Source organism: Paenibacillus sp. FSL R5-0887, from assembly GCF_038002305.1.
GTDB lineage: Bacteria > Bacillota > Bacilli > Paenibacillales > Paenibacillaceae > Paenibacillus_AQ > Paenibacillus_AQ odorifer.
Genome location: NZ_JBBOCE010000001.1, coordinates 719987 through 740534 on the forward strand (window position 1 = coordinate 719987; position 20548 = coordinate 740534).

General features: G+C 46.4%; 17 protein-coding genes. 16 read left to right on the forward strand and 1 reads right to left on the reverse strand.

Translation table 11 applies throughout. The features are described from left to right. Positions 1-105: 105 nt before the first annotated feature. From MKY14_RS03245 to MKY14_RS03265, 5 genes are all read left to right on the forward strand, one after another. On the forward strand, positions 106-2922 hold the full coding sequence (locus MKY14_RS03245) for a calcium-translocating P-type ATPase, SERCA-type (RefSeq protein WP_340975768.1): 2817 nt from the start codon (positions 106-108) through the stop codon (positions 2920-2922). Positions 2923-3059: 137 nt separating this feature from the next. Beyond that, on the forward strand, positions 3060-3896 hold the full coding sequence (gene dapF, locus MKY14_RS03250) for a diaminopimelate epimerase (RefSeq protein ID WP_076129138.1): 837 nt from the start codon (positions 3060-3062) through the stop codon (positions 3894-3896). A gap of 146 nt (positions 3897-4042) precedes the next feature. Further along, positions 4043-5704, forward strand: coding sequence for a spore germination protein (locus MKY14_RS03255; protein ID WP_076280822.1), 1662 nt, complete (start codon positions 4043-4045; stop codon positions 5702-5704). Next, the gene (locus MKY14_RS03260; protein ID WP_081383232.1) at positions 5622-6908 is read left to right on the forward strand and encodes a Ger(x)C family spore germination protein; all 1287 of its coding nucleotides are present in this window, start codon (positions 5622-5624) and stop codon (positions 6906-6908) included. Before MKY14_RS03255 ends, MKY14_RS03260 begins: the two co-directional genes overlap by 83 nt. A 22-nt stretch (positions 6909-6930) precedes the next feature. Continuing rightward, positions 6931-8031, forward strand: a complete 1101-nt coding sequence (locus MKY14_RS03265) for a GerAB/ArcD/ProY family transporter (protein WP_076129140.1) — start codon at positions 6931-6933, stop codon at positions 8029-8031. On the opposite strand, the gene MKY14_RS03270 is transcribed toward MKY14_RS03265, so the two are convergent. After that, the gene (locus tag MKY14_RS03270; protein ID WP_076129141.1) at positions 8004-8261 is read right to left on the reverse strand and encodes a hypothetical protein; all 258 of its coding nucleotides are present in this window, start codon (positions 8259-8261) and stop codon (positions 8004-8006) included. The genes MKY14_RS03265 and MKY14_RS03270 overlap by 28 nt on opposite strands. 185 nt (positions 8262-8446) lie before the next feature. Between MKY14_RS03270 and MKY14_RS03275 the strand changes: the two genes are divergently transcribed. The 11 genes from MKY14_RS03275 (at position 8447) to rlmN (ending at position 20547) form a co-directional block, all read left to right on the forward strand. Then, positions 8447-10315 carry a bifunctional homocysteine S-methyltransferase/methylenetetrahydrofolate reductase gene (locus MKY14_RS03275; protein WP_076306354.1) on the forward strand — a complete coding sequence of 623 codons (1869 nt, stop codon included), beginning with the start codon at positions 8447-8449 and terminating at the stop codon, positions 10313-10315. 38 nt (positions 10316-10353) lie between these two features. Next, complete coding sequence (locus MKY14_RS03280) at positions 10354-11247, forward strand: YicC/YloC family endoribonuclease (RefSeq protein WP_076129143.1); 894 nt, start codon at positions 10354-10356, stop codon at positions 11245-11247. 48 nt (positions 11248-11295) lie between these two features. Beyond that, positions 11296-11556, forward strand: a complete 261-nt coding sequence (gene remA / locus MKY14_RS03285; RefSeq protein ID WP_006209218.1) for an extracellular matrix/biofilm regulator RemA — start codon at positions 11296-11298, stop codon at positions 11554-11556. Between the two features lie 19 nt (positions 11557-11575). Next, positions 11576-12145 carry a guanylate kinase gene (gene gmk / locus MKY14_RS03290; protein ID WP_076129144.1) on the forward strand — a complete coding sequence of 190 codons (570 nt, stop codon included), beginning with the start codon at positions 11576-11578 and terminating at the stop codon, positions 12143-12145. Positions 12146-12196: 51 nt separating this feature from the next. Beyond that, positions 12197-12397, forward strand: coding sequence for a DNA-directed RNA polymerase subunit omega (gene rpoZ / locus MKY14_RS03295; protein WP_036686188.1), 201 nt, complete (start codon positions 12197-12199; stop codon positions 12395-12397). 216 nt (positions 12398-12613) lie between these two features. Beyond that, entirely contained in the window at positions 12614-13849 is a 1236-nt protein-coding gene (gene coaBC / locus MKY14_RS03300) for a bifunctional phosphopantothenoylcysteine decarboxylase/phosphopantothenate--cysteine ligase CoaBC (protein ID WP_076183392.1), read from the forward strand. Then, a complete protein-coding gene (priA, locus tag MKY14_RS03305) occupies positions 13849-16380 on the forward strand; it encodes a primosomal protein N' (protein ID WP_076275857.1) in 2532 nt (843 codons plus the stop codon). Before coaBC ends, priA begins: the two co-directional genes overlap by 1 nt. A gap of 85 nt (positions 16381-16465) precedes the next feature. Further along, the gene (def, locus tag MKY14_RS03310; protein ID WP_036686193.1) at positions 16466-16945 is read left to right on the forward strand and encodes a peptide deformylase; all 480 of its coding nucleotides are present in this window, start codon (positions 16466-16468) and stop codon (positions 16943-16945) included. A 5-nt stretch (positions 16946-16950) separates the two neighbouring features. Beyond that, entirely contained in the window at positions 16951-17886 is a 936-nt protein-coding gene (gene fmt / locus MKY14_RS03315) for a methionyl-tRNA formyltransferase (RefSeq protein ID WP_076306353.1), read from the forward strand. 152 nt (positions 17887-18038) lie between these two features. Continuing rightward, positions 18039-19355, forward strand: coding sequence for a 16S rRNA (cytosine(967)-C(5))-methyltransferase RsmB (rsmB, locus tag MKY14_RS03320; protein WP_254848949.1), 1317 nt, complete (start codon positions 18039-18041; stop codon positions 19353-19355). Positions 19356-19506: 151 nt separating this feature from the next. After that, positions 19507-20547, forward strand: a complete 1041-nt coding sequence (rlmN, locus tag MKY14_RS03325; protein ID WP_036686196.1) for a 23S rRNA (adenine(2503)-C(2))-methyltransferase RlmN — start codon at positions 19507-19509, stop codon at positions 20545-20547. The last annotated feature ends 1 nt before the right edge of the window (position 20548 follow it).

Here is a 20548-nt window from a genome sequence, read left to right on the forward strand (position 1 = left end):
ATAGGGGTGATATTATTGGACGACCTTGAATACATTTGTCATGAACAGGTGGAAAAGCTGTGCGCCGCCGGAAGTAAAGAAACGACCGGGAGGGAAAGAAAAGTCATGGAACAAAACAGTTGGCACCGTCTCGGTGCAGAAGAGCTGCAGAAAATGTTCAATGTCCAGCCAAGGACGGGCCTCAGTGATGAGGAAGCCGCGGAGAGACGAAAGGAGAACGGGTACAACGAGCTGTCGGAAGGAAAGACAGTATCTCCGTTTACCCTGCTGTTGAACCAGTTCAAGGATTTCATGGTGCTTGTGCTCATGGGTGCAACGCTTGTATCCGGGTTGCTAGGCGAATACTTGGATGCCATCACGATCATCGCGATTATCCTACTGAATGGAGCGCTTGGATTTGTTCAGGAGTTTCGCGCCGAACGTTCGCTCAGAGCTTTAAAGCAGCTCTCCGCACCTTCTGCGAAAGTGCTACGTGGAGGGAATAGCGAGATTATCCCAGCCAAGCTGTTGGTGCCAGGCGATATTGTCTTGCTGGAGAGTGGTGATCGGATTCCTGCTGATGTACGTTGGTTGGAATGCAGTGCTCTATATGTGGAAGAATCCGCACTTACTGGGGAATCATTGCCTGTCTCGAAGCATTCGGAAGCGATCCGTGCAGAAGAGATTCCGCTTGGTGATCAGAAGAATTTAGGCTTCATGGGCACTATGGTAACCAGAGGAACAGGGAGAGCTGTTGTAATCCGTACCGGTATGAATACGGAAATGGGTAAGATAGCAGATCTAATCCAAAATACGGATTCTCAGGAAACACCTTTGCAGCACCGGCTTGAGCAACTAGGAAAGATTCTGATCTACGTATCTCTGGGATTGACAATTGTAGTTGTGGCAGCAGGTATTCTGCATGGACAGCCTGCCACCTCCATGTTCTTGGCTGGTGTGAGCTTGGCAGTTGCCGCGATTCCGGAAGGGCTCCCCGCTATTGTAACTATTGCGCTTGCGCTAGGTGTGCAGCGGATGATCAAACGCAAAGCTATCGTTCGTAAATTGCCGTCAGTGGAAACGCTGGGCTGTGCCTCGGTAATCTGTTCAGACAAGACAGGAACTTTAACGCAGAATAAAATGACGGTGACCCGATTATGGACGGGTGGACGTGGTCTTGAGGTAACAGGCGAAGGGTATGCTCCAAATGGACAGGTTCTGGAGAAAGGTAAAGCAGTGGATCTAAAACATGATCAAAGCTTACGGCGGATGTTGCAGGTCGGCGCATTATGCAGCAACGCGGAAATCATCGAGACCTTCCAGTCTGAAGTGCGAGGCAAACGCAAAGGGAAGGATAAGGATGCTATTCTTGAAAAATCTGCAGACAACACTTCCGTTTGGGAACTGAAGGGCGACCCGACTGAAGGAGCACTCGTGGCACTGTCAGGAAAGATGGGTCTGACCGCTCAGACGCTTGCTGTAACCTACACTCGTGAACAGGAATTTCCGTTTGATTCTGAACGGAAGCTGATGTCTGTGATCGTAGGCCATCCTGGAGGACGGATGGTATGTACAAAAGGTGCGCCCGATGTACTGCTCAATCGCTGCTCATACATGCTTTGGGAGGGCGGTGTTGTGCCTTGTACGCCGACTTTGCGGCAAAAGGTGCTTGATGCCAATGAGCAGATGGCTTCTGGAGCCCTTCGTGTGCTAGGTATGGCTTACCGGGATATGCGTCCAAATGAACATGTGAATAGTGAAAAGGATGCGGAGAATCAATTAGTCTTTATTGGTTTGGCTGGAATGATTGATCCGCCACGTCGTGAAGTCCGCGATGCCATCAGCGTCACACGCCGGGCCGGGATTAAGACGGTTATGATTACCGGTGACCATGGAACAACTGCCGAGGCTATTGCTCACCAGCTGGGAATTCTGCAGCGTGGTGGAACGGTGCTGACAGGTGCTCAGTTAACCCGGATGGATGATGATGAGCTGGATAAGGTATCGGACAATGTGTATGTATTCGCCCGCGTATCTCCAGAGCATAAGCTTCGGATCGTTAAATCGCTACAACGTCATGGTCACGTAGTGGCTATGACCGGAGATGGAGTGAATGACGCTCCAGCCATTAAGGCTGCGGATATCGGAATAGCCATGGGTATCACAGGCACAGATGTGACCAAGGAAGCATCATCACTTGTTCTCGGAGATGATAACTTCTCTACGATCGTTGCTGCCATCGAAGAAGGCAGAAACATCTATGAGAATATTCGTAAATTCATTCGTTATTTGTTGGCATCCAATGTAGGAGAAATTCTGACAATGTTCTTTGCCATGATGCTCGCTCTGCCATTGCCACTCGTTCCCATTCAAATCCTTTGGGTCAATCTGGTGACAGACGGACTGCCAGCGATGGCCCTTGGCGTGGATCAGCCCGAGAAGGATTTGATGGAGCATAAACCGCGTGGTGCGAAAGAGAATATTTTTGCCCGCCGCTTAGGCTGGAAAATTATAAGCCGTGGACTGTTAATTGGCTTATGTACGCTAGGAGCATTTTGGCTAACTTTACGTATAGCACCAGACAATCCTGCACAATTGATTCGCGCACAGTCGGTGGCTTTTGCGACACTCGTTATGGCACAGTTGATCCACGTCTTCGATTGCCGCAGCTCGCGCTCAGTGTTCCACCGCAATCCGTTCCAGAATAAGTATCTAGTGCTTGCCGTATTGTCATCAGTCTTACTGATGCTGGCCGTAATGTACGTGCCTGTGCTCCAGCCTGTCTTCAAAACAGTGCCGCTCAATTTCCGCGAATGGTGTCTGGTGTTTGTAACAGCGGGGATCCCAACCTTCTTGATGGGTGCCGGCAGTGTTTGGGGCGGCAAACGTAATCGTGGACGCAGCGGCAGTACGATGATAAAAAGTACAAAAAATTCAGCATAAAGTCAATACTAATGCTCCATTCCTAAAGGTATACTTGTTGCAGTTAACCGCTCATATGCTTGCGAAATGCTAAATTACACAGAACCTTAAGCTTAAGCGAATGCTAACATAACATAACCTTTAGGAGTGGACTTTTAATGGAATTTACAAAAATGCACGGCCTCGGTAATGACTTCATCGTTGTTTTCGGTGAGCAAGAGCTGCCAAGTAATGCAGCGGAGCTTGCTGTAACCCTATGCAACCGGTTCTTTGGAATCGGTGCTGACGGACTGGTATATATCCTTCCTTCTGAGCGTGGCGATTTCATGATGCGTATTATGAATTCTGATGGTTCGGAGGCGGAGCAGTGCGGAAATGCCATTCGCTGTGTCTCTAAATATGTATATGACCACGGACTGGTAAGCTCAGAGCAGATTGTAATAGAAACGATTGGTGCCGGAGAACAAAAGGTTACATTAAACGTGAAAGACGGTGTTGTGGAGACTGTAACCGTAGATATGGGCGAACCTGTATTGTCCGGTCTGCAAATTCCAGTATCTATTGATGCAGAGCCAGTGCTCTCTCAGCCGATTGAAGCGGACGGAACCGAATTTACGTTCACAGCGGTATCCATGGGAAATCCTCATTGCGTGATTTACGTAGAAGATGCAGTGAATTTTGATCTTGCCACATGGGGACCTAAGCTTGAGGTACATCCTTTGTTCCCGAGAAAAGTAAACGTTGAATTCGCAACGGTACTGGATCGGGGGAGAGTGGATATGCGTGTCTGGGAACGTGGGGCAGGACCTACGCTTGCCTGTGGCACTGGAGCCTGTGCAACCCTTGTCTCCTCTGTGCTGAATGATCTTACAGACCGGGCAGCTTGGATTAGTCTAAAGGGCGGCGATCTCTATATTGAATGGAATGAAGAGGATAATCATGTGTATATGACTGGACCTGCTGAGGTCGTATTCACGGGCAGTGTAGCAATATAAAAAAATAACAAAAAAGGCAGTCCAAGAGCGCATTCTTGGACTGCCTTTTTTGTGTTTCTAACCTGATGTGACTTTAAGCAGCCGAATAATGGAAGGAGTAACCGAGAATAATACTACAATGTTTATGAAAAAAGGAGGGGAGCTTGTTGAACATCAACGGGTTAACTAAAAGAAATAAATCCGGTAAGGGACAGCAAGCAGACCCGGCGGGTTCAGGTTCTGGAGCCAGATTAACCATTCATCTGGAGCAGACACTAAACAATATCATTACCGAGCTGGGAGATAGTCCGGATCTTAGAATCCGCCAGGTAAAGCTTGGTGAGCAATCCTTTGTTGAGGCTGCTGCGGTACATCTTAATGGTCTAGCTAAGACAGAAACCGTTAATCAATTTGTAATGGGTTCATTGCTCTCTATTACGGATGAGATGCTCAAGGAAAGTAATACTGCAGCAAATAATCTGAATGACCTCATCTTAAACCGTGCCCTGGAAATAGGTGAAGCGCAGCTGCAGGAGGATTGGAACGAGGTGCTGCTCGGAATTCTTTCTGGGAAGACACTGATTCTCATTGAAGGTTATGACAGTGGCATCATGTGTGAGACTGAAGGAGGGGAAGCTCGTTCTGTCACCGAACCCTCGACTCAGCTAGTTGTGCGTGGTCCAAAGGATAGTTTTGTTGAATCTTTGGCTACGAATGTCTCATTAATACGCAGAAGAATAAGATCACCCAAACTAAGGCTCGAGCATGTGAAGATCGGGTCGGTAACTCAGACCGATGTGGCTTTAATGTACATCAAGGATACTGCGGACGAGAAGCTGGTTGAAGAAGCTAGAAAACGGCTGCAACAGATTAATGTAGATGCCATCATGGAATCCGGTTATATCGAAGAGCTGATTCAGGATAAGACCTTTACCCCTTTTCCAACGATCAATAACAGCGAGCGGCCAGACGTGGCTGCAACGAATCTGTTAGAAGGGAGGGTAGTGATTGTCGTTGATGGCACCCCCTTTGTATTGATTTTGCCTGCGGTTTTCACTCTTTTTTTTCAGTCAGCTTCGGATTATGCGCAAAGGTTCGATATTGCTATTCTGATGCGAATTATTCGGTATATCAGTTTTATCGTGCTTATTCTAGGGCCTTCCGTGTATATAGCTTTGACGACGTTTCATTATGAGATGATCCCTACGACTTTGCTGATCAACCTGTTATCGCAACGAGAAAATGTGCCTTTCCCCGCTTTTGTCGAAGCTATTCTAATGGAAGGTGCGTTTGAGATCATCCGGGAAGCGGGAGTAAGAATGCCACGTGCAGTTGGGCAGACCGTATCTGTAGTAGGTGCTCTGATTCTTGGTCAGGCCGTGGTAGAGGCTGGAATTATTACGCCCGTTATGGTGATTGTGGTCGCGTTGACCGGGATTGCGAGCTTTGCCATTCCAGCGTATAACATGGCGATTGCGGGCAGAATTATCCGCTTTGGTTTTTTGATATTGGCCGGTATGTTTGGTTTTTACGGGATTACATTGGGTTTAATCGTACTGGTTGCACATATGAACAGTCTGCGGACTTTTGGCGTTCCTTATTTGTCTCCAATCGTGCCTTTGTCATCCAGAGGTCAGAAGGATGCTGTCTTAAGGCTGCCTTTGTGGGCGCTTGGCACAGCAGAACCAGCTCCTGCTACTGCGCAGCAAGGGAACATTTCAGAAGGGAAGGAGATCACAACCGGACATGAACAGAACCTATCTCCAAAAATTCTTGATAAGACTAAAGGGACACAGTCGCATAAGAAAGGAAAGCAAGATTCTGAGTAAATGCAATTTTTTCTTAGCAGGACTTTTACCTTGCGTATTGATCTGTCTTAGTCTCACAGGCTGCTGGGATAGTGTGGAATTAAACAGAAGAGCCATCGTTTCGGGTGTGTCCATAGATAGAGGACCTACAGAAGAAGAGAAATACGTAGTATCCTTTCAGGTTATCGTTGCTGACGAAATCTCTGGGAAGAACGCTAGAGGGACTTCACCTGTTTCGGTATATAAAGGTAGCGGCCGCTCTATGTTTGAAGCATTAGCCAATGCCTCGCGTCAGACTGCACGTTTTTTGTCTTTAGGACATATTCGGGTAGTCATCATTTCCGAGAAGTTCGCGCAAGAAGGCATCAAGGATATCATGGATGTGCTGGAAAGGGAAAGTGAAACCCGGCTGACAAGCCTGATTTTTATTTCCAAGGGACAGCCTGCTAGTGAATGTATGACGACTATGACCGTGTTCGGAAGAATTCCATCCAACGATTTGGTGGAAAAGCTGCAGACGACCTCTAAACAATTCGGATATAACTATCGGATGGAAGTGGATGATATTATCCGGGGGATACAGGTTCCTGGTGGGGGGCCAGTGATCAATGGCGTGCTAGTGACTGGAGATTTGGAGCAGAGGGAAAGTAATGATAATTTAAAAAAAATAAGACCGGAGGCCATAATAAAAGTTACGGGTCTTGCAGCTTTTAAAGAAGACAAGCTTAAAGGGTGGCTGCAAGGGGAGGAGGCGATCGGTACCGTTTTGCTTAAGAATAAAATCTCTCAGATGCCGGTACTGGTCTCGATAGGTGAGAATGATTATATATCGTTTAATGTGTATTTATCACAGGTACATATCCACGCTGATGCGAAAGACATAGAGCATCCTATCTTCACGATTAACGTCACTCAGCAGGCTGGATTAAAGGAATCGCCCAATGGCTTGGATCTAACAGATCCGACGGTGTTAAATAATCTTTCGAAGCTTTTGGAAAAGAATATTAAAGAACAGATTCGCGCTGCCATAACAACTGCCCGTTCGTTAAAAAGTGATTATCTAGGTTTTGGTGAAGCAGCTGAAAGAGCTAATCCACGTGGCTGGAAACAAGTAAAAGATCATTGGGATCGTATATTTGAAACCTGCCAGATTAATATCAATACGGATGCTGTGATCAGGCATACGGATATGCGGAGTGATTCCTTTCAGTCCAAGTATAAGTAATGACGATAAAGGAGGAGCAGCTATGGGAAAAATAAAAATAGGACTACTCCAATTTTTCACGTTGACTTTGTTGTTTGAACTTGGAACAGCACTGGTAGTGAATCTTGGGATGGAGTCTGGTAAAGATGCGTGGATATCCATACTGCTCGGAAATTTGATCGGTTTGATTATTTTTTCGGGGTACACTTATTTATACAGAAAGTTTCCGGATCTCCCCTTAACGGCATATACCCGCAAGCTGCTGGGAAGATCCTTAGGTACGGTGATTTCCGTTCTCTACATTATTCTTTTTCTCAATTTAGCGGGTCGTGATTTACGGGATGGCAGTTCCATGCTGGTTATGGCTACTATGCACCGCACACCGTTGTTTATCATATCTACATTGATGATCTTATCTTCTGCGTATGTTTTGCATAAAGGAGTAGAGGTGTTATCCCGAACTTCATTGGTATTCGCAACTCTCGTAATGCTGATAGGTATATTTTGCTCGATTATGCTGATGTTATCGGGCTCCATTAATTTGAATCGATTGCTTCCTGTTTTTGAGAATGGGTTCCAGCCTGTGATCGAATCTGTCATTCGCCAGAACTATATGTTCCCTTTTGGTGAAATGATTTGTTTTACCATGCTAATGCCCTATCTGAACAATGTTAAAAAAGGTCCTTGGGTCATCGGAGCAGGGATATTTGTTTCAGGTTTGCTCTTAAGTCTGACTATGATGCTGAATATCTCCGTGCTGGGCACAGATATTGTGAAACGTTCACCCCTCCCTCTGATGCCCACGATTAGCAAGATTTCAATCTCCGATTTTATTCAACGTGTGGATATTCTAGTAGTTATGGTGCTGATTATCGGCGTTTTTTTCAAAATGTCAGTGTTTTTTGCGGCGGCACTTATAGGGATTTCCGAATTGTTCAAAATTCCTTACCGGAGAATGGTCTATCCCTGTGCTCTGATCATTCTGTTCAGCTCGATGTTGAACGCGCGGAGCTTTACTGAACATATTAATGAGGGAGGGAGATTGTTATATACGATTTTCCCCTTCTTTATGGTGTTGATCCCTGTAATTCTTGTCATTGTTGCGGCGATAAGAAGTCATCTTTCCCCGCCACGTTCTGGTTGATGTCCTGTTTTCCAGTAGTAGATATCGGGGATGAACAAGCAGAGCAGCAAAATACAAGCCGTTGCTTTCTCAGAGGCGGTATAGAATAGATAATTAAGGATATAGCCGACGTTACCCAGCCCATAGCCATACAGCCAATCTAGCAAATAAATATACAATAAGCAGAGAGTGGCTAGCAGTAAAGTTACAGCGTATTTTCGGATCAGAAACTTTCTTGTTTTGTTCTTCAAAGTATTCTCTCCTTTATGGAAATATCAGCATTAACGTTAGTATGAAGCTTTTTATAGATGAACATGCATGGTGGATATTTTGGGCTAAATGCATTTCTTTTGGAAAGCTTATCATCCATACCGATTTATGTTACATTAGTATGAAACTAAAGTTAGAAACTAATGTGGCAGGGGAGGATCTTGTTGTGAAGCCGGATTTACGTTCCGCATGGGGAAATAAAGTATTAGTCGGAGACGGAGCGATGGGCACCTACTTATATCAGAAGGGTTTCCCGGTCGGCATTTCCTATGAAGAATTGAATTTGACCTCTCCGGGGGTAATCGAAGATGTTCACCGCAGCTATATTGAGGCAGGGGCAGTGCTGCTGGAGAGCAACACCTTCTCGGCGAACTATGACAGGCTCTCTAAATATGGTCTAGAATCTAAGGTTGAGGAAATCAATCGAGCCGGGGTTAGAATCGCTCGCCGGGCTGCTGGAGATCATGGGTATGTATTAGGAGCTGTAGGATCTATTCGCGCGGGCAAACGTGCGAATCTCTCTTCCACAGAGCTGAAAAAATATTTTACACAGCAGATTGCTGCATTGTTAGAAGAGGACGTAGATGGCATTATGCTGGAAACCTTCTACGATGTTGAGGAACTGCATTTAGCTCTAAGAACGCTCCGCAAGATCAGCTCGCTTCCTGTAGTTTGCCAATTAGCTGTCGATGAAACAGCACGCACATTAGATGGATTAACTTTGCCGGAAGCTTTTCGTATCCTGGAAAACGATGGTGCTGATGTTATCGGATTTAACTGTAACACAGGCCCGAACGGAATGAAGCGGGCGCTCAAAGCTGTACAAGGGAGTCTGGTTTTGCCAGCTTCTGTGTATCCAAATGCGGGTGTAGCGGATTATGTAGACGGAGAATACCGGTACGGGGCTTCTCCAGAATATTTTGGGCAAATGGCGCAGACTTTTGCGGAGATGGGCTGCCGGATAATCGGTGGTTGCTGTGGTACAACTCCGCAGCATATCGCAGAAATCTCGTCTGCACTGAAGAATTATGTACCGCAACCGCTTCCTAAACCGTTGCCACCTGCTGTGGAGCGTGTATCGCTGCAAGATAATTTTGGCGATGATGGTAGAGAGGGTAGAGAGCCGAACCTGGTTGATCTGGTAAAGGAACGACATACGGTTATTGTTGAGCTTGATCCACCTCGTGAATTGGATATCGCAAAGTTTATGCAGGGTGCAGAAGCGCTAAGAAGAGCAGGCGCGGATGCGTTGACACTCGCCGACAACTCTCTGGCTGTTACACGGATGAGCAATATGGCGTTGGGGCATTTGGTGCACGCTAAAACCGGACTTCGTCCGCTAGTGCATATTGCTTGCCGGGATCGTAATTTGATTGGTACTCAATCCCATTTGATGGGTTTTGATGCGCTTGGAATTGATCATGTGCTGGCCGTAACAGGTGATCCTGCGAAATTTGGAGATCTTCCCGGCTCAAGCTCGGTTTATGATTTAACTTCTTTTGAGATAATTAGAATGATCAAGCAGCTGAATGACGGGATTTCCTTCTCAGGTAAACCTTTGAAACAGAAAGCGAATTTTGTAATCGGAGCTGCGTTTAACCCGAATGTTAAATATTTGGATAAGGCAGTGCAACGTCTGGAGAAGAAAATCGCCTCTGGTGCCGACTATATTATGACCCAGCCTGTCTATGATCAGGAACTTATCGTGAAGATAGCTGAGGCAACAGCACATCTGGAAATCCCTGTATTCATTGGGGTTATGCCACTGGCAAGCGGACGAAATGCAGAGTTTCTACATAATGAGGTTCCCGGTATTCAGCTTACGGACGATGTCCGCAACCGGATGAAGGGACTTGAAGGGGAAGCTGGAAGAGCAGAAGGTGTCGCTATCGCTAAGGAACTGTTAGATGTTGCTACTGCCCATTTTAATGGGATCTATCTGATGACTCCGTTCATGTTCTACGATATGAGCGCACAGCTAATGGAGTATGTGTGGGAGAAATCAGGACGCAAATTGTCCCCCTTGTTTCGCTAGTAATAATCAATTACAATAGTGTAATGGATGTGATTCCGTTGTCATTTAGCATGACCGGATACGGTCAATCGTCCCTGCAATTCGGCGGCTACAAGATTATGTTCGAAGTGAAATCGGTGAATCACCGGTACTGCGAAGTTGTACTGCGGATGCCCCGGGATTGGACGGGTTATGAGGATGTGTTGAGAAGAAAGGTTCAACAGCACATCAAACGGGGAAGAATAGATGTTACCATCAATAGAGAGCACGATGAGTCGACTGTTAGACCGGTTCTGAATCACTCTGCTGTAATGACCTATCTAAAGGCAGCAGAGCAGCTTAAGAATGAATATGGTTTGAGTGGTGAGTTGACTTTACGTGATATACTTTCTATACCCGGTATTATGGACAGCAAAGACGAGGCTGCGGGTGCCGTGTCTGCGACATTAGAAGACTACTCCGAAGTATTGGAGGCGGGACTTGAGCAGTGTTTGCAGTCTCTGCTGGAGATGCGCGCCCGTGAAGGAAGTTTTCTAGCCGCTGATATTGAACAGCGCCTGAACCATCTTGAGAACATGCATGCTGAAATGGTTGAACTTGCACCTGTCGTAATCATTGAATATCGAGAGAAACTTCGACATCGGTTAAATGAACTAAATGATGGGACGTTCGCTTTTGATGAGCATAAATTTGGGATGGAGATCGCTATTTTTGCAGATCGCTGTAATATTGATGAAGAGTTGACCCGGTTGTATAGTCATTTCGAGCAATGCAGAGCCCTCCTGAAGGGGAAAGGACCGGTAGGACGCAAACTGGATTTTCTCATTCAGGAGATGAACCGTGAGACGAATACAATCGGATCGAAATGCAATCATCTAACTCTCGTGGGTCTTGTGCTAGATATGAAAGCAGAACTGGAGAAGATTCGAGAACAAGCTGCGAACATAGAGTAATCGGGAATAGGTAATAGCATAGAACTTTATGGGGGGAACTACCGGAACATGGCAATCAAACTTATTAACATTGGCTTTGGAAATATTGTGTCTGCCAACCGCATTATTTCTATCGTCAGTCCGGAATCTGCACCAATCAAACGTATTATCCAGGAGGCACGTGATCGGCATATGTTGATCGACGCCACCTATGGCCGACGGACTCGTGCCGTAATCATTACAGATAGTGATCATGTCATCCTATCGGCTGTACAGCCGGAGACTGTGGCGCATCGCTTATCCAGTAAAGATGACGACAACGACGAATAACAACTAAATGGAGTGTATTATGTCAAAAGGATTGCTCATCATATTATCCGGACCTTCCGGCGTAGGTAAAGGTACTGTTTGTACAGCACTACGTCCGAAGATGCCCGAACTTGTCTACTCAGTTTCTGCTACTACTCGCAGTCCGCGTGCGGGTGAGGAAGATGGCGTCAACTATTTTTTCAAAAGCAAAGATGAATTTATGGCAATGATCGAAGCCGATCAATTGCTTGAATACGCGGAGTACGTAGGTAATTATTACGGTACTCCACGTGATTTTGTGGAGAGAACTCTCAATAGCGGCAAAGACATTATTCTCGAAATTGAGGTTCAAGGCGCTCTCAAAGTTAAAGAGAAATTTCCTGAAGGGATTTTTGTGTTCCTTCTTCCTCCATCCATGGACGAGTTGAAGGACCGTATTCGCGGACGGGGTACTGAGCATCCAGATGTGATCGATCACCGCATGACTGTAGCGGAGGATGAGATCAACTTAATGCAGCATTATGATTATGCTGTTGTGAATGATGAGATTGATCTGGCTTGTAAGAGAATAGAAAGCATTATTATCGCCGAACATTGTAAAGTCAGATAATTTATGCTGAAGGTCAAATGTATTAACAGTAAACTATGAAGAGGTGTCCCAGTGCTATATCCATCCATTGATGAAATGATGACTAAGGTTGACAGTAAGTATTCGCTCGTTGTCGCTGCTGCACGTCGTGCTAGACAATTGCGTGAGGGTGGCAAGACAGATGTGAAGAATCCTAGATCGCATAAATTTGTTGGTGTTGCTCTTGAGGAAATTTACGAAGATCGCATTACTCTAACCCGCGGTGAAGAGTAGTCTCAAGCATAAGTAATAATGACCTATTGTAGAAACGGATGCCGCCTATTTGTTTTGAGGCGCTGCCGTTTCTTCTTGGGTTATGGAGCATTTACGGGTCTTAAATTTATGATGAAAGCCCAGAACCGGGCTCTTTATGACAACCGGAAGGTTGTTATTTTTTTCTCGTCGTAAAGATAGCCATTCGTTGTAAGAGTAGGGAACAGGGGGGAGATCATGTTGAAGAGCTTGAAGGGGAAGACTATTTTACTTGGGATCACAGGAGGAATTGCTGCTTATAAAGCGGCGTCCTTGACCAGTAAGCTTGTCCAAAAAGGTGCCGAGGTCCATGTCATTATGACAGCTTCGGCGAAGCAGTTCATTACAGAATTAACTCTACAGTCACTATCGAAGCAACGAGTATACAGCGATACATTCCAGGAGAGAGATCCATCCTCCATTTCACATATTGATCTGGCAGATGCTGCGGATCTTGTGCTGGTAGCACCCGCGACCGCAAATATGATTGCCAAAATGGCGCACGGGATCGCCGATGATATGTTATCTACAACGCTGCTAGCTACTACGGCTCCTATTATGGTTGCACCAGCTATGAATGTTCATATGTATCAGCATCCAGCTGTACTTAATAATTTGAATATTCTCGCTAGTCGGGGCATTCAATTTATTGAGCCTGGTGAAGGACTGCTGGCATGTGGATACGTTGGCAAAGGTCGGCTAGAAGAGCCGGAGGCTATTGTGAGTGTGGTTGAGAATTTTTTTGCACATCAAGCAAGCGTCGCATCCAAACCTCTTGTGGGTAAAAAAATCGTCATCACAGCGGGTGGAACGGTAGAACGCATTGATCCAGTACGTTATATCTCCAATGATTCATCAGGTAAAATGGGCTTCGCATTAGCACGTGCTGCACGCGCAATGGGAGCTGAGGTAACGTTGATTGCTGCGCGTACAGATGAGGCTCCTCCACAGGATCCAGAGATTTCAGTCATTCGTGTTCAATCTGCACAGGAAATGTATGAAGCAGTTACCGCACAGTGGGACAGCTGCGATATTATGATCAAGGCGGCGGCTGTATCGGATTACCGTCCGAAGCATAGTGAGCCTTCTAAGATTAAAAAAAGCGGAGAGACGATGACGCTTGAGCTTGTGAAGACAACGGATATTCTGGAAACACTCGGTAAGAACAAAAACAAGCAGTTTTTGGTTGGCTTTGCTGCGGAAACGGGCAATACGGAATTTTATGCTAAGGACAAGCTGGTCCGCAAAAACTGCGATCTCATCGTTGCTAACAATGTAGCGGCTGCAGGAGCCGGATTTGGAGCGGATACGAATATCGTTTCGATATATGATGTGAATGGATTGGTGCTTGAATTGCCACAATTGTCGAAGGATGAGGTTGCTCGTCGTTTGCTGACGCTCGTGGCAGAGCGAATTACTGGAGCTTCATTATAATGGATATCGCCAAGGTCATTGTGGATGTGCCTGTACGCAGCACTGACCGGCCATTTGATTATAGTATTCCAGAATCCCTGAAATTATGGATTGAAGTGGGCAGTCGGGTAGCCGTTCCGTTTGGGCACCGGACAGTCCAAGGTTTTGTAGTTTCTTTAGAATCAGGCGAGACCCTAGTGAATCCTAGCCTGAAGCCAATCCAAGAAGTGTTGGATCTGCTCCCGCCTTTATCTCCTGAATTAGTTGAGCTTGCGGACTGGATGAGTAAAAGATATGCATGTAGACGAATTTCAGCACTGCAGGCGATGTTGCCCACCGCTCTAAAAGGGAAGGCAGAACGGCTGATTTCACTTGGAGATGTGCAGGAAGAGACAGCATTTCCAGAGGATGAATTGTTCCCAATGTTTGCGGACACAGGGGATGAGGAACGGCTAATCACAGAATTTATTGGACGTAGTGGCGAAGTTTCCATGAAGCAGCTTACTCGTGCATTTCCTGAGGCTGCTGAGACGGTGAAGTTCATGCTGCGGCGTGGAGTACTTATAGAGAGTCAATCCATTAAGGATAAAATGGGCAAGAAAAAGCTCAAGGCAGTCGATCTGGCGATAGGTGTCACTGCTGCCCGTGAGGCTTTGAACAAATTTCCGAAAAAATCAGCACGCCAGAAGGAAGTTCTGAGCTTTTTAGTTGATATGGAAGCTACACTCCCCATGGCCCTTAAAGAAGTTTTGTCTGCACTCCAAGTAACGGCAAGTACTGTAAAGGCCTTGGAGGAAAAAGGATTTATCGAGATCAGTGAAATTGAAGTCTATCGCGATCCTTATCAAGGGCGAGATTTTAAACCTACCGCACCTCTACCGCTCACAGCGGAACAAGAGGTCGTATATACAAGGATTTCTCGAACCGTAGAAGAGCAGCTTCACGAAGTATTTCTGCTTCATGGCGTTACGGGTAGTGGTAAGACAGAGATCTATTTGCAGTGTATTAAACGTTGTTTAGATCAGGGTAGACAGGCTGTTGTTCTTGTTCCAGAGATTGCTTTAACGCCACAAATGGTGGAGCGGTTTAAGGGACGGTTCGGCAGCGGGGTCGCGGTTATGCATAGCCGGCTGTCTGTTGGTGAGCGATACGATGAGTGGCGTAAAATCCGTGAAGGAAAGGCCACAGTCGCTGTAGGCGCAAGATCGGCCGTGTTTGCTCCTTTCTCCAACTTAGGGCTGATTATTATGGATGAAGAACATGAGACCTCTTATAAACAGGAGGAGAATCCGAAATATCATGCCCGTGATGCTGCTATTCGTAGAGCGGAGCAGTGTGGGGCAGCTGTGATTCTTGGATCTGCCACGCCTTCGCTGGAAAGCTATCATGCTGCAAGATCGCAGAGTGATATTCATTTTTCACCGGTACTGCTGGAGATGCCTACCCGTGCGCTTGGAAATGAACTTCCAAAGGTGAACGTAGTAGACATGCGGGAAGAGCTTAAAGAAGGCAACCGTTCGATGTTCAGCCGAAAGCTTCATTCAGCACTGGAAGAGAGGCTGGAACGCGGAGAACAGACCGTGCTGCTGCTTAACCGTAGAGGTTTCTCAACCTTTGTCATGTGTCGTAGCTGTGGTTACGTAGCCGGTTGTCCAGAATGTGATATCTCACTAACATATCATAGCCGTAGTGACAATTTGCGTTGTCATTATTGTGGCCATGCTGAACCAGCACCTAAGCTTTGTCCGGAGTGTGGGAGTGAGCATATCCGGTTTTTCGGAACGGGTACACAGCGTGTGGAAGAAGAGCTTGGTAAGCTGTTCCCAGGCATAAGAGTGATTCGAATGGATGTGGACACAACAACAGAAAAAGGCTCACATGAGAAGCTGCTGAACCAATTCCGGGACAAAAAAGCGGATGTTCTCCTGGGGACTCAGATGGTAGCAAAGGGACTGGATTTTCCAGATGTCACTCTTGTTGGTGTAATCACAGCAGATTCAGCGTTGAACCTGCCCGATTTTCGCGCAGCAGAGAAGACATTCCAATTGCTTACACAAGTTGCAGGCAGAGCAGGCCGGCATCAGCTTCCAGGCGAAGTGGTCGTTCAGTCCTATACGCCAGAGCATTATTCCATTATTCATGCCAGCGGACATGACTATCTCTCTTTTGTACGTGAAGAGCTGAAGCATCGTAGAGGCCTCCATTATCCGCCGTATTGCAGACTCATCCTGGTCACATTGTCTCATGAACAGCTGCCGCTTCTACTGCGGATGGCAGAGAATTATGCTCTGAATCTTCAAGGAAAAGCCAGACAGCTAAGATGGTATGGAAGTCTCGATAAGCTAACCAGTGATGTGTTAGATCTGTTGGGTCCTGTGGCTTCACCTATCCCTCGATTAAAGGGTAGATATAGATTCCAGTGTATGATAAAATGGCGCGGCGCCATCGATGTAATTGGACTTGTCCGCCAAGTGGCTGAAGAGTTAGAGGATTCTGTACGGGATACTGGTCTTCAGATCAGCATTGATGTGGATCCGCAGATGTTGATGTAAATCCGTATCATGTTACAATGTAAAAAAAGAGCTTTATCAATTGACTTTAAATATAGAAATGTTCAGAACGGGAAGGTGTTTTGTAATGGCTATACGTTTGATCGTTAAGGAACCGGATGAAGTATTGCACAAAAAAGCTAAAGAAGTAGCTGTAGTTACTCCTAATGTTAAAAAATTGCTGGATGATATGGCACATACGATGTATGACGCTGAAGGAGTAGGGCTGGCGGCACCCCAAGTCGGAATTTTGAAACGTCTAATTGTGGTGGATGCGGATGAAGAGCATGGATTGATCAAAATGATTAACCCTGAAATCATCAGCATGGAAGGTGAACAGCTAGGACCAGAAGGATGTCTTAGTATTCCTGGCTTGAATGGTGATGTACGCCGTGCGGAGACTGTAACTGTACGTGGCCTTAACCGTGAGGGAAAAGAGATTACGATAACCGGCAGTGGTTTACTTGCCCGGGCTTTTCAGCATGAGATTGACCATTTGAATGGAGTTCTGTTTACAGATATCGCTGAAAAAGTGTACGAGATGACTGCTAACGAGACTGAGGAGTGAGGAATATGAAGATTGTTTTCATGGGAACTCCAGCCTTTGCGGTGCCAAGCTTGCAAATGCTGGTAGATGAAGGCTATGAAGTTGTAGCTGTCATCACCCAACCGGATCGTCCGCAGGGGAGAAAAAAGATCTTGGCTCCTTCACCAGTTAAGGAAGCCGCATTAGCTCTCGGATTACCTGTGCTTCAGCCTGAACGCATGCGTCGTCCTGAGGCAGTCGCTGAGCTGGCTGTATATGAGCCGGATTTGATCGTCACGGCTGCTTATGGTCAAATTTTGCCTAAAGCTGTGTTGGACTTACCGCGGAATGGTTGTGTGAATGTACACGGTTCGTTGCTTCCTAAATATCGGGGAGGTGCTCCGATTCAGCGTAGTATCATCAATGGTGAGAAAGTGACCGGCGTTACTTTGATGTATATGGCGGAAGGGCTGGATACCGGTGACATGATCTCTCGTGTCGAAGTGGCTATTGAGGCTGAAGATACCTCTGGAACTCTTTTTGAGAAGCTAAGCCTAGCGGGACGAGATCTGTTAAAGTCTGAAATGCCACGTTTAGTGAGTGGAAAAGTTCAAGCTGTTCAGCAAGACGATAGTGAGGCAACTTATGCTCCTAACCTTAATCGCGAGGATGAACGTTTGGATTGGAACGCGAGCTCGCGTGATAACTATAATCGAATTCGTGGATTAGTTCCTTTTTCCGGCGCATTTACGCTCTGGAATGGTGAGACCTTTAAAGCTTGGGCTTCTAAACTGCCTGAAGAGCAGAAAGCAAGCGATAGTGCTCCAGGAACGGTGCTTTCTGTAACCGAGCAAGGTGTCGAAGTGAAAACAGGTGACGGAAGTCTGCTGCTGACAACGGTTCAACCTGCTGGCAAAAAAGCAATGAGTGCGGCCGATTTTAGCCGTGGTGCTGTTATGAAGCCAGGGACGGTGTTAGGTTGAGCGGCGGTGGAAATGGTGTTGGCCGATCAGCAGTAAATCCTAACGCTGGGAAGAGACAGGGGAACAATTCCAAAGCAGTTGGCAACAACGGCAGAGCTGGCAATAAGGGTAAGGTTGCCCCTACTTCTGCCCGGGAAATCGCGCTTGATATAATGGTTAAAGTTGAGCAGCAAGGTGCATATAGCAATTTGCTGCTCAACAGCAGTCTACAGAAGGCGACACTTAGCAAAGAAGATGCCGGACTGGTCACAGAACTTGTTTATGGCTCTATTTCGCGGATGAACACCTTGGATTATGTGCTTGAAGGATTTGTTAGTAAAGGGATAGCTAAACTACAGCCATGGGTCCGTAATTTACTGCGGTTAAGTTTATATCAAATTATGTATCTGGATCGTATACCGTCCCATGCAGCTGTTAATGAGGCTGTTAATATAGCGAAGAAAAAAGGCCACCAGGGAATCTCAGGGATGGTTAACGGTGTGCTGCGCAGTGTGTTGCGCGCTGGTGATCTACCGGTTCTGCCTGAGGGGCTGAGTCAAGCGCAGCGGATATCGATATTATACTCACATCCGTTGTGGTTAGTGGAACGTTGGATTACCGAGTACGGTGTCGACACGGCGGAAGCGATTTGTGCATCTAATAATGAGCCGCCTGCGGTCAGTGTACGTGTGAATACAACGATGATCAGTCGTGAAGCTCTGCTGAACCAGATGATTGAACAAGGTCTGCAAGCTTCAGCATCTGAGGTTAGTCCCTATGGCATTGTTGTGAAAGGCGGCGGAAACCTGGCGCTCACCTCCTGGTATCGTGATGGATATATCTCCGTTCAGGATGAGAGTTCTATGCTAGTAGCTGAAGCGGTAGCTCCGGAGCCTGGGATGAGGGTACTTGACTGCTGCGCTGCTCCGGGGGGCAAAACAGCACATATGGGCGAGCTCATGAAAGATGAAGGATCAATTTACGCTAATGATCTGCATTTGCATAAAGCGAAATTGATCTCAGATCAAGCAGAACGTTTAGGTCTTGATTGCGTATCTACAGGCAGTGCAGATGCGCTGGAGCTGGAGCACACTTTAGAGCATCAATCCTTTGATAGAATTCTTCTCGACGCACCTTGCTCTGGACTCGGCGTAATTCGCCGTAAGCCAGACCTCAAATGGCGTAAGCAGCCGGAAGATGTGGCTAGCGTAGCGTCATTGCAACGGGAATTGCTGCAGTCGGTCTCTAAACTGTTGAAACCGGGTGGCATTCTGGTATATAGTACCTGTACTACTGAACAAGCGGAAAATAGTGAAGTAGTAGCTGACTTTTTGAAGCAGAATCCTGACTTCACCGCTGTAACTTTTGCCTCCCCATTATGGGACAGGCTGGAGGGTACTGCGCTGGCTGAGGGTGAGGGAATTCAGCTGCTGCCTCATCATTATGGGAGCGACGGGTTCTATATTTCCAAGCTGCAGAGAGTCTTGTAATATAGCAAATTTTCTGACAATTGTAGTATCCTCCGCCCGCCGGGCTACCGTACGGCGGGCGTTTTCTTTTACCGTCTCTGAAATTTGTGTTAAAATAGGAAGAATGAGAAATAATACGCATATCCTTATGAAAGAACAGGTGTAGATAATAATGAAACCTTTAATATATGATTTTTCTTTAGAAGAGTTACAACAGTGGGCGAAAGACAATGGTGAGCCTGCTTTTCGTGGTGGACAAATTTTTGATTGGCTGTATGTAAAACGTGTGAATGACTTCGAAGCAATGAGCAATTTGTCCAAAGGGCTTCGCCAGAAGCTGAATGAACAATTCTCTATTGCAGCACTAACTGAAATTACTAAAATGGAATCTAAAGATGGAACTGTAAAATTCCTGTTTGGATTGCATGACGATCATGCTATCGAAACAGTTATCATGAAACATAATTATGGCAATAGCGTTTGTGTAACAACCCAAGTAGGGTGCCGAATCGGCTGTACTTTCTGTGCCTCCACACTCGGTGGATTAAAACGGGATTTGACAGCGGGAGAAATTGTAGCTCAGGTTGTTCGTTCCCAACAAATCCTTGATGCGCGCGGCGAACGTGTCAGCAGCATTGTTATCATGGGTACTGGTGAGCCGTTTGAGAACTATGATGCAACAATGAGATTCCTGCGTCTTATGATTCATGAGAAGGGCCTAAATATCGGACAACGGCATATTACTGTTTCCACCAGCGGTATTGTACCGAGCATTTATAAATTTGCAGAAGAAGATACCCAGATTAATTTGGCGATTTCGATTCATGCGCCTAACGACGCCTTGCGTTCAAAGCTAATGCCTGTTAACCGCCGTTTTCCGTTTGATGATGTAATTGAATCATTGCGTTATTATCAAGCTAAGACGGGACGACGTGTCAGCTTTGAATATGCCTTGATCGGCGGGGTAAATGACCAACCGGAGCATGCTGAGGAATTGGCCGGGGTGCTTAAGAGCATGCTGTGCCACGTCAATTTGATTCCGGTAAACCATGTGCCTGAGCGAAAATATGTACGTACTTCACGCAATGATATCTTTGAGTTTCAACGTATTTTGGCTGATAACGGGGTGAATGTTACTATTCGCCGTGAGCAAGGCCATGATATCGCGGCCGCATGCGGACAGCTGCGTGCCAAACATATGGAGTTGGGGTGAG

Bases quoted from the DNA above. Each gene is read 5' to 3' on its own strand.
- MKY14_RS03260 (WP_081383232.1), top strand. From the start codon at position 5,622: ATGAACAGAACCTATCTCCAAAAATTCTTGATAAGACTAAAGGGACAC.
- gmk (WP_076129144.1), top strand. From the start codon at position 11,576: ATGTCAAAAGGATTGCTCATCATATTATCCGGACCTTCCGGCGTAGGT.
- dapF (WP_076129138.1), top strand. From the start codon at position 3,060: ATGGAATTTACAAAAATGCACGGCCTCGGTAATGACTTCATCGTTGTT.
- coaBC (WP_076183392.1), top strand. From the start codon at position 12,614: ATGTTGAAGAGCTTGAAGGGGAAGACTATTTTACTTGGGATCACAGGA.
- rlmN (WP_036686196.1), top strand. From the start codon at position 19,507: ATGAAACCTTTAATATATGATTTTTCTTTAGAAGAGTTACAACAGTGG.
- priA (WP_076275857.1), top strand. From the start codon at position 13,849: ATGGATATCGCCAAGGTCATTGTGGATGTGCCTGTACGCAGCACTGAC.
- remA (WP_006209218.1), top strand. From the start codon at position 11,296: ATGGCAATCAAACTTATTAACATTGGCTTTGGAAATATTGTGTCTGCC.
- fmt (WP_076306353.1), top strand. From the start codon at position 16,951: ATGAAGATTGTTTTCATGGGAACTCCAGCCTTTGCGGTGCCAAGCTTG.
- rsmB (WP_254848949.1), top strand. From the start codon at position 18,039: ATGGTTAAAGTTGAGCAGCAAGGTGCATATAGCAATTTGCTGCTCAAC.
- MKY14_RS03245 (WP_340975768.1), top strand. From the start codon at position 106: ATGGAACAAAACAGTTGGCACCGTCTCGGTGCAGAAGAGCTGCAGAAA.
- def (WP_036686193.1), top strand. From the start codon at position 16,466: ATGGCTATACGTTTGATCGTTAAGGAACCGGATGAAGTATTGCACAAA.
- MKY14_RS03265 (WP_076129140.1), top strand. From the start codon at position 6,931: ATGGGAAAAATAAAAATAGGACTACTCCAATTTTTCACGTTGACTTTG.